The sequence below is a fragment of the Drancourtella sp. An57 genome, from assembly GCF_002161525.1.
In the GTDB taxonomy this organism is placed as follows: domain Bacteria; phylum Bacillota; class Clostridia; order Lachnospirales; family Lachnospiraceae; genus Sellimonas; species Sellimonas catena.
In genome coordinates, this window is the sequence record NZ_NFHY01000002.1 from 250434 (window position 1) to 261301 (window position 10868).

Sequence of the window (10868 nt, forward strand, 5' to 3'; positions counted from 1 at the left end):
TTTACTCTGCAGCATTTATATATGCATCACAACCGGTAGTACTACTCTGCCTCTGCAACTTCCTCTTTTGCTTCCTCAGCAGCCGGCTCTAACGCTTTCATGCTTAAACTGATCTTCTTTTCTTCTTCGTTTAAATCAACGACTTTCGCTGTGATTTCCTGTCCGACTTTCAGAACGTCCGCAGGTTTCTCAACATGCGCTCTTGAAATCTGAGATACATGAAGGAGTGCGTCAACACCCGGTACCAGCTCTACGAAAGCACCAAAATCTGTCATTCTGGCTACTTTTCCTGTTACGACATTTCCCACTGCATAATCCTCAGCTGCGTGAAGCCATGGATTTGTCTCCGGGAATTTCAAAGATAATGCGATCTTTGTATCGTGAACATCTTTTACAAGTACTTTTACTGTCTCTCCTACATGGAACAGTTTCTTCGGATTATCGACACGTCCCCAGGACATCTCGGAAATATGAAGCAGTCCGTCTACTCCGCCGAGATCGATAAATGCACCGAAATCTGTAATATTCTTTACAACACCTTCTACTGTATCACCTGCATGCAGGTTTGCAAAAATCTCTTTCTGTTTTTCTGCTTTCTCAGCAACAAGAAGCTGTCTTCTGTCACCGATGATACGGTTTCTTCTCGGATTGAATTCGCTGATTACAAATTCAATCTCCTGTCCCTGATATTTGCTCAGGTCTTTCTCATATGTATCTGATACAAGACTTGCCGGGATAAATACTCGTGCTTCTTCAACAACAACACTCAGGCCGCCGCCAAGAATCTGTGTAACCGGCGCTTTGAGTACTTCTTTATTTTCGAATGCTTCCCTGAGTCTTTCATTTCCTTTTTCAGCTGCGAGTCTCTTGTAGGTCAGTAATACCTGGCCTTCCCCGTCGTTTACTTTTAAAACTTTCGCTGTCATGGAATCTCCAACAGATACAATGGTTGTCAGGTCTACGTTCGGTTCGTTTGTATATTCGCTTCTGGAAATAATTCCGTCTGCTTTGTATCCGATGTTCAAGATGATCTCATCCGGTTTCACATCGATTACTGTACCTTCTACAACCTCTCCATTGTGTATTGTCTTAAAAGATTCCTCTAACATTTGTTCAAAAGTTAAGTCTGACATTATTTTGAACCTCCTCAATTATATTATTGGGCGTGGATGCCCCTGCTGTAATACCTACTGCTTCCACGGACTTTAACTTTAATTGATTCATATTCAAATCGTCAAGAGTCTGTATGTAGTACGTATTTTCACATGCCTTCTTACATATTTCAAACAATTTCTGGGTATTGGAACTGTGTTTGTCACCGATCACAATCATCGCGTCCACTTCGTTTGCAATATGTTCAGCCTCTGTCTGACGCTCTTTTGTGGCATTGCAGATTGTATTTAAAACACTTATATCATACCTCGTTTTCATAAGAATTTCAACTAAATATTTGAATTTATTGTAATTAAATGTCGTCTGCGAGACAATACAGATTTTATTGTCTGACTCATCTTTTAATTCTGTATTCCCAAGGCAAAATTCCCTTGCTTCCGCCTCACTTTCGATCACGCTCACCCGGTTTCCGGCCCATCCGCGGATCCCTTTCACCTCCGGATGTTCCGGATTTCCGATGATAATAATGTACTTTCCTGCTTCGCTTTCCCGCTTCACAATATCGTGGATTTTTTTCACGAACGGACAGGTCATGTCCGTGTACCCGATGTTATTTTTTTCCAGAATATCATAAACGGTTTTTCCGACTCCGTGAGAACGGATAATGACATGTCCTTCCCTGAGCTCCATCAGCTCTTCTTCTGACCGGAGCACTTTGACCCCTTTCTTTTCCAGATCTTTTACGACCTCTTCATTGTGAATGACCGGACCAAAGGTATAAATATCCGGCACATTTTCTTCGCCGGCGTCCAGCCGTTCCTTTCGCTGCCGGGCCTGCTCGTAAACCGTGTCTACAGCACGTTTTACCCCAAAACAGAACCCCGCCGTTTTTGCGAGTTTAACTTCCATACTCTGTTCTCCTGTTTCTACCTATTATAATAAATCCAGCCAAAGCCGCCAGCAGAATTCCTGCCAGTGCTCCGGATGAATCAATCATCACATCCGTCACCATTCCTGCCCGTCCCGGGACAAAAATCTGATGAAACTCGTCTGTTGCCGCATAAGCTGTACTGATTCCCCACGCAGTCGCAATCATCCGCTTTCTGCTCCATGTGTCCTGACAACGGCATCTCATAAACACAAGAATGCCAAGAATGGCATACTCCGTCGCATGAGCCGTCTTCCTGACCGGATAATTAATTGCCTCTGCAAATGCCTCCTGCTCCTCTTCCGGCCATTCTTCAAAATCTTTTACGAAGATCTGGCCTACCATCCTGCCCACGAAAAGGCTTTCTTTAGAAGACTCGTCGGACGGCTGCGCCGAGAACAAAAAGATCACGACCATCCAGACAGCCACGAGGATTGTCCACATCCGTTTCTTTTCTTTCACACCCTGCTCCCCTTTATGTTTTTCTTCGTGTATTATATCGAAAAGCACATTCCAAAGTCAAGTAACGGGATGCAGGGAAACACTGGTGCGATTTACAAAAAATGACGATTTGTTGACTCTTTTTCATATTTTGACCTGAGTTGTTTCTGGATATTTGACCAGAATTCTCTGCAATTCCTCTTCGGTCATTTCAAGCTCGTCTGCGATTTGTGCGATAGTTTTCCCTTTCGCCTGCTTTTTCTGAATCAGTTCAAGAGTATATTCTTCGCGCCCCTCTGCGCGTGCTTCTGCGATTTCTTCCCACTTCTGCATATATTTCACTCCAATCTCTTCATTGGATTTGATCTGTCCCACGGCTTTCTGAATCTTTGTTACTTTTTCGCTGCGGAACATTTCTTCCTGCAATTCATTGGTATTCTCCACATAGTTCAGAAACTCTATCAGTTCCGGACGGACTTCCTCTTGATTCTTTCCATGGGTATTCAGAAAGATCCTGGTCGCTCCATCTTGCATCTGGACTTCTTTGTCTTCCTCACAGAAAGCTTTGATTGTATACTGATATCTTCCTTTTCCAAACAGGTCAAAGGGCATAATCATGATGATATACGTATTGTTTAACGCATTATAGCTCTGCTCTCCCGGAACCAGCAGGGAACTGTCCAGCAGTCCTTGATAATACCTGCTTCTCTTCTCCAGATCATTTCTCCAGTTCTGCTGCATTTCTGTGTCGTAGACGGTTCCTTCTTCATCGACAGAATAAACATCCAGGCGGATCGACTTCAGCCATGTGGCTGTCCTTACTTCTTTTTCTGTCTGATCCCTGGACAGCAGGCTGATCTCCTTCCCCAAAATGATTTCCAATACCTCTTTACTGCATTCCTCATCTTCCATCAGCTCAGCGAATAGAAAGCGGTCTAACAGCCTCAAATCCTTTAACGGTTTTATTTTGTTTTTCTTCATTTGTTTCTCCTTTTATTGTACATAAATCCTGAGGGTAATTCAATTGATTAGATATAGAATTCTTGTTTCGATTTGATAATCTCATTTGATTTGATTCTTGAAATGCTTGGGAAAAGGGACTGCCTTACACTCTTTTCCCAAGTCTGGAAATTCTGATTTGATCTTGGTAAATAAATTATATTCTTACTGTCCTTCGTGTTCCTCTTTGATCCGGTCTAAAACGCTCTGTATTTCCTCTTCGGTCATTTCCAGATCTTCCGCGATCTGTGCGAGGCTCTTTCCCTTCTCCTGCTTTTTCCGAATTAGTTCAAGAGTATATTCTTCGCGTCCCTCTGTTCGCCCCTCTGCGCGTGCTTCTGCGATTTCTTCCCACTTCTGCATATATTTCACTCCAATCTCTTCATTGGATTTGATCTGCTGCACTGCTTTCTGGATCTTCGTTACTTTCTCGCTGTGGAACGTTTCTCCCTGCAGCTCATTGGTATTCTCCACATAGTTCAGAAATTCTATCAGTTCCGGACGGACTTCCTCTTTATTCTTTCCATGGGTATTCAGAAAGATCCTGGTCGCTCCATCCTGCATCCGGACTTCTTTGTCTTCCTCACAGAAAGCGGTCTAACAGCCTCAAATCCTTTAATGGTTTTATTTTGTTTTTCTTCATTTGTTTCTCCTTTTATTGTACATAAATCCTGAGGATAATTCAATTGATTAGATATAGAATTCTTGTTTCGATTTGACAATCTCATTTGATTTGATTCTTGAAATACTTGGGAAAAGGGACTGCCTTACACTCTTTTCCCAAGTCTGGAAATTCTGATTTGATCTTAGTAAATAAATTGTATTCTTACTGTCCTTCGTGTTCCTCTCTGATCCGGTCTAAAACGCTCTGTACTTCCTCTTCGGTTATTTCCAACTCATCTGCAATTTGTGTGATAGTTTTCCCTTTCGCCTGCTTTTTCTGAATCTGATTGATTAAAAGCTGCTCCCTTCCTTCGGTGCGGCCTTCCTCACGGCCCTCCTCGCGTGCTTCTGCGATTTCTTCCCACTTCTGCATATATTTCACTCCAATCTCTTCATTGGATTTGATCTGTCCCACGGCTTTCTGAATCTTTGTTACTTTTTCGCTGTGGAACATTGCTTCCTGCAGTTCATTGGTATTCTATCAGTTCCGGACGGACTTCCTCTTTATTCTTTCCATGGGTATTCAGAAAGATCCTGGTCGCTCCATCCTGCATCTGGACTTCTTTGTCTTCTTCACAGAAAGCTTTGATTGTATACTGATATCTTCCTTTTCCAAACAGGTCAAAAGGCATAATCATGATGATATACGTATTGTTTAACGCATTATAGCTCTGCTCTCCCGGAACCAGCAGGGAACCGTCCAGCAACCCTTGATAATACCTGCTTCTCTTCTCCAGTTCTGCTGCATTTCTGTGTCGTAGACGGTTCCTTCTTCATCGACAGAATAGACATCCAGGCGGATCGACTTCAGCCATGTGGCTGTCCTTACTTCTTTTTCTGTCTGATCCCTGGACAGCAGGCTGATCTCTTTTCCCAAAATGATTTCCAATACCTCTTTACTGCATTCCTCATCTTCCATCAGCTCAGCGAATAGAAAGCGGTCCAACAGCCTCAAATCCTTTAATGGTTTTATTTTGTTTTTCTTCATTTATTTCTCCTTTTATTCTACATAAATTTTCAGGGTAATTCAATTGATATGGAGACAAAATTCTCTTTTGACGACCACTTCCTTTTTATACGTACTGCTTTTCTAAGCATAAATCCGTGATGTGAAATGTTGATTTGGAATACTTCCCCGAATCGGGATGAATGAAAAAAGGCATCCTGAATGATGTCAGATATCGTTTATAAGTATACGCTTCCGTTATATTTCCGTCAACTAAAAAAAGAAATCACTGGACTATCGCTAGACTAATTAGCTGATCATTGCTGAATATTAAATTGATTTGAAATAATAAAAGAATGTAATAGAGCAAAATCAAAATATCAATGTATAATATTCTCTTTTAATAAATCTATCGACAATCATCTCAATTTGTTATGTATATAGAGGATTTATATCTAAAATATTGCGATTGAAGCTAAGAAGTTTCTTCAAGGGGGAGACGTGTTGTACGATACATCGAGGAGAGAGAACACATCCCCCGCCCATACTTTCTATATTCTATTCTACATAATTTTGTCTGGATTCTATAACTTTTTCATCAAGAAATGGATATGAAACAAGGTTTTCTCCTACTGTATCACTGATAATATTTTCAAGATCTACCTGATCACTTTGTGTTGCATCCTGCGTTTTATTATATGGGGTATTTAAAATTTCGAATTCCATACTAACTGGTTTAGATTGTATCGTAATTTCTCTTTCATCATATACTGCAGTAAATTCAACATAAAATTTTATATTACATGATTTATCAGGAAAGAAGCAAATAGGAAGTGCTAATGTTTCATTCGGTTGAATATATTCTTCAATCGAATCTCTATAGGCAAAGTTAGATTTAGAGGTGTCAATACGAACCCCATATATTTTATCACTCGGTCCGCCTCGCCCATCACTCAAAAATTTTCCATCAATGATATCAACTAATAAACATGGGTAATCTCCCATAGAGTATATGACAGGGATTTCATTGCCATCAACATCTTCGCAATGGGCATTAATTTCTAAAACTTCTGAGTTCAGTTTAGTAACTAAGTCTTCATTCTCCCAAAGTCTAATCGTTCTATCTTCTCCGACCTTTACCCCTTCAACATTGAAGGTTAATTTATCTTTTTTTATATGATTGCTCAGTTCTTCCTCCTTACCTGTAAATTCAATTTTAAAATCTTTACAATCTCCCCACCCAGTATTATTTATCGAAAGATCAACATATCCTTCTCCTTCCTCAGCGTACAATGAAAGAATCGGAGTCTCGATCACCGAAATGTTTTCAGCGACAAACTTTATAGAATTTAGTGCAATCTCTTGATCGTAATGATTGGTAATAAAAATTTGAGTTGCACAGTAATCATACAATTTATAATCTTTTTCTTCATCAATCTCATCATCAAAAAGTTGATATATTACCTTGTCTCTGCTTTCACTACTTTTTAAATATTCTACAGAAATCTTGTCCGAATAAATTGATGGTTTTTCCCAATTTTTCTGCCAATACTCAATAATCTGTGGAATTCCAACAAATATTCCTACCGTTGCTCCTGATGCTGCTCCTAACGCCCCAATTATTTTAGCAATTTTCCTAATCGTCTTCTTAATCGTTTTCTTTTTTCTTCTTTTCATTCTTTCTCGCCGCCTCAAGTACACTGAATTCTCTATTCCTAACTCACAATAGGCTCCCTAATGTTATCCATCAGGGAGCCTATCTTATCAAGCTTTTACCTTATAAAGTTGTTCTTTTCTCTGCATTTTCAGCTGCCGCTTTCTGAGCCATCTTGTCTGAGAGTTCGTCTTCAAACTCGTTTTCACGTCTTTTTTGTCTGATGACGTGAACGACGAAGATCGCGATAATTGCAATCAATACAATCAGTGCCGGAATATCCCAGAAGCAGAAGCCTAATTTAGTGTGAACAAATTCATACATACTGTTTGCCTCCTTTTTCTGTCTACCTGTCTGCCTGAAGTTCTTCGTCATCGATGTCTTCAAGTTCTCTTCTTAATTCAAAGATTCTTTCCTGGCGTTTTTTGCGGTCGTGGGTATAAATCAGTTCCACGATCAGGGCCAGTAAGAGAAGGATGAAGTGAAGGATACAGCACTTGTGGTCATCGTCTTTGTCAAGATCCATGTTTCCAAGTGGTGTTGCATCTTCATCGATGGTTTCTGTGTCACCGTCACGTTCTACTTCATTTAAGTTGTAGTCGTCTTCTGCCGGTTCTGCGTCATCTACTACAACGCCGTCCGCGTAAACGATTGGTGCTGTAGTTCCTGCAGCTGCCGGTGTTCCAGGGTTTGCAGGTGTTACAGGAAGTGTCGGTGTCGTCGGAGTACCAGGTGTCGTTGGTGTTGTCGGAAGTGTCGGCACTGTTGGTGTCGTTGGCTCTTCCGGTTCTTCTGGTATTACAGGTGTCTGTGTTGCTGCAAATGTTGCTGTAAATGTTCTGTCTCCTGTGATCGGAACTTCTGTGGTTGGTGTTTCGGAAGACCATGTCAGTGAATTCTGGTCGTAACCAGCATTTGCTGTTGCGGTTGCAATCTGGTCTTCTGTCAGATAACCCGTTCCGTCTTCTGCCGGTTCGCCGTCTCTCATAAGAGTGACAACTGCCGTGCTTCTGTCAACAGTACCGTTTACTGCTTCAAATGTTACAACTGCCTGATATCTGTCTGGTACGTTGTCCGGATTGTCCGGATTTTCAGGATCGGTTCCAACCTCATCTGTATAGTAAACGAAAGTAACTGTTACATCACTCTCTTCTACTGTTACTGTCTGAGATGCCGGAGATACCGTATATCCTTCTACGTTCTCAGCTGTGATTTCTCTTTCTGTTCCCACTGGCAGATTTTCGATTGTATAGTCATCTGGTAACTCTACATCGCCTTCTTCGCCATCTGCGAACTGATGGATCACATTGATATCATAAACATCTGCTACTTCTGCCGGTACTTCAGGTGTCGTAGGATCTTCTCCGTCACCTTTTCCTTCGTCATCTGCAATTGCAGCATTGGTAATTGTATTTCCACGGTCCGCTTTGAGAACAGTGTATTCACAATGAATGGTTGCTGTCTCGCCTGGTGCAAGGGAATCTAATGTAACAGATGCTCCATCGATTTCTCCTTCTGCACCGCTTACGTCAGTGATGACAATGTTTCCGGCTGCGTTAAGCATATCCGTTACACGGATATCATTCTGTGTTACATTACCATTGTTTGTAACAGTAATTGCGTATTCGATCACATCACCGATCTCATACTCGTCTTTTCCATCGACAAGTGCTTTGTCGACATCCAGACTTGGGCTTTCCGGATTGGTAGGATCTTCTGTTTCACCTGGAATAATTTCAGGATCTTCTTCTTCCTTTCCGTCAGCTGTTGCAGTTGCTTCGTTGACTACGCTTCCATTATGGATATCTTCTTCTGTTACAACATACTCTGCTTCAAATGTTCTGCTCTGTCCCGGTGCAAGTGTTTCAATCTCCCATCTGTCACCAGTCAGATCATCTGTTACAACTACATTGTTTAATGTCAGATTTCCATCGTTTGTAGCAACGATCTCATACGTAATCGTATCGCCAAGGTCATATGTGCCATCTTCACCCGGCTCACTTGTCGTTCTCTTTGTAACAGTCAAATGTGAATCTGCCGGATCTGTCGGAACAGTTTCTTCGCCTTCTGTATCAACCGGATCCTCATTCGGATCTGTGCCTTCTACAACTGCGATGTTCGTAATAGATCCATTCAGGATATCATCTTCTGTTACTGTATAGACAGTTTCATACTCCCTGCTCTCTCCCGGTGCAAGACTTTCAATTGTCCAGTTTCCACCGGTAAGTTCATCTGTCACAGTAATATCCGTTACTGTAACATTTCCATTGTTAGTAACCTTAATGGTGTATGTAATTTCGTCGCCAAGATTATATACGCCATCTTCGTCTGGCTGTGCCTCTTTGTCAACAAACAGACTCGGCTTCGGTGTCTCTGTCGGATCTGTCTCTTCACCTGGTTCTACTGGAACTTCCGGTTCCTCAGGATCCGGACTTGTTCCTTCTGCAGTTGCAGTATTCACAACAGTTCCTGCGAGAATATCTGCTTCTGTTACTGTATAAGCAGTATCAAATGATTCGCTTGCTCCCGGTGCAAGAGTTTCAATCGTCCATTCACCATTTGTCAGTTCGTCAACAACTTTCACATCTTTCAGTGTCAGATTTCCATCATTCGTAGCTGTGATCTTATAAGTGATTGTTTCACCTAATACATAGCTGCTTCCATTTGCCGGAGTGCTTGTTGTCTCTTTGTTGATCGTCAGATGTCCTTCGGACTCTTCAATCTCATCGACAATATCTTCATCCTCAAATGTAGACTCTTCATCGCTGAAGGATGCTGTAACTGTGTTAACAAATTCGCCTGCGATAACATCGGCTTCTGTAATTGTGTAAGTTGCAGTTGTCGATACAGTTTCGCCCGGCTCTACACCTTCAAATACAGCCTGTTCCAGTGTCACACCATCAATCTCATTAAGAGTAATGGTCTTTGTCTGGTCATAGATGTTTGTAACTGTTACAGTAAATGTAACAACTTCACCAGCTTCATAGATACCATCTTCCGGTGCGCCATGAGTCTTCTTCACAACATCTTCCGGATTAATCGGATCTGTCTCAGAATCATCTGTTACAGTCAGAGTACCAAGAGTTTCTGTCACGGTATAGTTATCTTTCTTAGCAGTATAACCATTACCTTCCTCTGCCCATGTAAGTGTATACGTATTCTGAGATTCTCCAACTAATGTTTGAGAACCTGTTACTGTAAATCCGTAGGATTCACCTTCTACGATTCCATCAAGCTTACCAGGTGCTGTCAAAGCTGTACCATTATATGTTCTTGTAGCACTCTCCGTTGTGATAGAAACTGGTCTTTCTGTTACTGTTGCCTGCACGGTCGTTGTGATCGGTTCGTAGTTCGCTACCGTTACCTGGATCTGTACCGGTGTTGTATCCGCTACATCCGTTACCTTCGGCATCTCGCTGCTCCATTCATCCTCATCACTGAGTCTGTACTTCACAGTCATGTCTTCTGCCGCAATCTCGGCCTCGCCTACTCCTGTCACTTTGACGCTTGTTACTCCGTCATGGGCTTTGCCGTCATACACGCCATTGTATCCCTTCGTGTCTGCTTCCACAAACTTCAGGTCTTCTGTGTTCGTCTTGATCTCAAAGTCCCCTGCAACATATGTTACTTTATAGTTGCCCTGAATCTCATCACCGGCTGCTACCAGTGCGTCCTTATACAGCTTGACTGCTTCGTCTGTTCCTGCTCCCGGACGGGTTACCGTATATTTGATTTCATCGTTATTCAGCGTTCCTGTTACTGTAGCGCTGAACTTCGGATCTTCCTTGCCGAACAGCTTCTCTGCTCTGTTTGCTGTTACCGTGACATCCTTATGGGTTACCGTGATCTTCAGGTCGTTGATCTGCTGGGTCTCGTATCCTTCCAATGTTACACGGACACTGATCTTTTCCTTGCTGTCGGATACATTTGTTGCACTCGGTGCTGTTGTTGTCCATTCACCGTCGCCTACTTTGTACTCGATCTTCGCATCTTTCAATGCTTCCCCATTCAGTGTGGCTCCTACATTGTTCAGATAATACGGTGCAGCGTTATAAACACCGCCTCCGTTCTCAGCTGTCAGCTTCAGGTCTTCCGTGTTCGTCTTGATCTCAAAGTCCCCTGCA

Annotated in this window: 11 protein-coding genes; all 11 read right to left on the reverse strand. The window is 42.1% G+C overall.

Annotated elements, in window-relative coordinates; translation table 11 throughout:
• Nucleotides 1-41: 41 nt before the first annotated feature.
• Nucleotides 42-1133 carry a 30S ribosomal protein S1 gene (gene rpsA / locus B5G11_RS02775; RefSeq protein WP_087169244.1) on the reverse strand — a complete coding sequence of 364 codons (1092 nt, stop codon included), beginning with the start codon at nucleotides 1131-1133 and terminating at the stop codon, nucleotides 42-44.
• The gene (ispH, locus tag B5G11_RS02780) at nucleotides 1114-2022 is read right to left on the reverse strand and encodes a 4-hydroxy-3-methylbut-2-enyl diphosphate reductase (protein ID WP_087169245.1); all 909 of its coding nucleotides are present in this window, start codon (nucleotides 2020-2022) and stop codon (nucleotides 1114-1116) included. The genes rpsA and ispH overlap by 20 nt, the downstream gene beginning before the upstream one ends.
• Nucleotides 2012-2503 carry a VanZ family protein gene (locus B5G11_RS02785; protein ID WP_242958882.1) on the reverse strand — a complete coding sequence of 164 codons (492 nt, stop codon included), beginning with the start codon at nucleotides 2501-2503 and terminating at the stop codon, nucleotides 2012-2014. Before B5G11_RS02785 ends, ispH begins: the two co-directional genes overlap by 11 nt.
• A 123-nt stretch (nucleotides 2504-2626) precedes the next feature.
• Entirely contained in the window at nucleotides 2627-3463 is an 837-nt protein-coding gene (locus B5G11_RS02790) for an Rpn family recombination-promoting nuclease/putative transposase (RefSeq protein ID WP_087252080.1), read from the reverse strand.
• A 183-nt stretch (nucleotides 3464-3646) separates the two neighbouring features.
• On the reverse strand, nucleotides 3647-4045 hold the full coding sequence (locus B5G11_RS02795) for a hypothetical protein (RefSeq protein WP_087252081.1): 399 nt from the start codon (nucleotides 4043-4045) through the stop codon (nucleotides 3647-3649).
• A gap of 262 nt (nucleotides 4046-4307) precedes the next feature.
• Nucleotides 4308-4598: a hypothetical protein gene (locus B5G11_RS16630; protein ID WP_242958884.1), complete on the reverse strand. Its 291-nt coding sequence runs from the start codon at nucleotides 4596-4598 to the stop codon at nucleotides 4308-4310.
• 13 nt (nucleotides 4599-4611) lie between these two features.
• Nucleotides 4612-4851, reverse strand: coding sequence for a hypothetical protein (locus B5G11_RS16635; RefSeq protein ID WP_242958885.1), 240 nt, complete (start codon nucleotides 4849-4851; stop codon nucleotides 4612-4614).
• Entirely contained in the window at nucleotides 4800-5132 is a 333-nt protein-coding gene (locus B5G11_RS16640) for a hypothetical protein (protein WP_242958887.1), read from the reverse strand. Before B5G11_RS16640 ends, B5G11_RS16635 begins: the two co-directional genes overlap by 52 nt.
• A gap of 516 nt (nucleotides 5133-5648) precedes the next feature.
• Nucleotides 5649-6767 carry a hypothetical protein gene (locus B5G11_RS02805; protein WP_087252082.1) on the reverse strand — a complete coding sequence of 373 codons (1119 nt, stop codon included), beginning with the start codon at nucleotides 6765-6767 and terminating at the stop codon, nucleotides 5649-5651.
• Nucleotides 6768-6867: 100 nt separating this feature from the next.
• A complete protein-coding gene (locus B5G11_RS02810; protein WP_087252083.1) occupies nucleotides 6868-7068 on the reverse strand; it encodes a hypothetical protein in 201 nt (66 codons plus the stop codon).
• 22 nt (nucleotides 7069-7090) lie between these two features.
• The coding region (locus B5G11_RS02815; protein WP_144289663.1) for an MBG domain-containing protein at nucleotides 7091-10868 on the reverse strand (3778 nt) is incomplete at its 5' end.

Coding starts and splice junctions, on each gene's coding strand:
- B5G11_RS02805 (WP_087252082.1), bottom strand. CDS start 6,767: ATGAAAAGAAGAAAAAAGAAAACGATTAAGAAGACGATTAGGAAAATT.
- B5G11_RS16640 (WP_242958887.1), bottom strand. CDS start 5,132: ATGAAGAAAAACAAAATAAAACCATTAAAGGATTTGAGGCTGTTGGAC.
- B5G11_RS02795 (WP_087252081.1), bottom strand. CDS start 4,045: ATGCAGGATGGAGCGACCAGGATCTTTCTGAATACCCATGGAAAGAAT.
- ispH (WP_087169245.1), bottom strand. CDS start 2,022: ATGGAAGTTAAACTCGCAAAAACGGCGGGGTTCTGTTTTGGGGTAAAA.
- B5G11_RS02790 (WP_087252080.1), bottom strand. CDS start 3,463: ATGAAGAAAAACAAAATAAAACCGTTAAAGGATTTGAGGCTGTTAGAC.
- rpsA (WP_087169244.1), bottom strand. CDS start 1,133: ATGTCAGACTTAACTTTTGAACAAATGTTAGAGGAATCTTTTAAGACA.
- B5G11_RS16630 (WP_242958884.1), bottom strand. CDS start 4,598: ATGTTCCACAGCGAAAAAGTAACAAAGATTCAGAAAGCCGTGGGACAG.
- B5G11_RS02810 (WP_087252083.1), bottom strand. CDS start 7,068: ATGTATGAATTTGTTCACACTAAATTAGGCTTCTGCTTCTGGGATATT.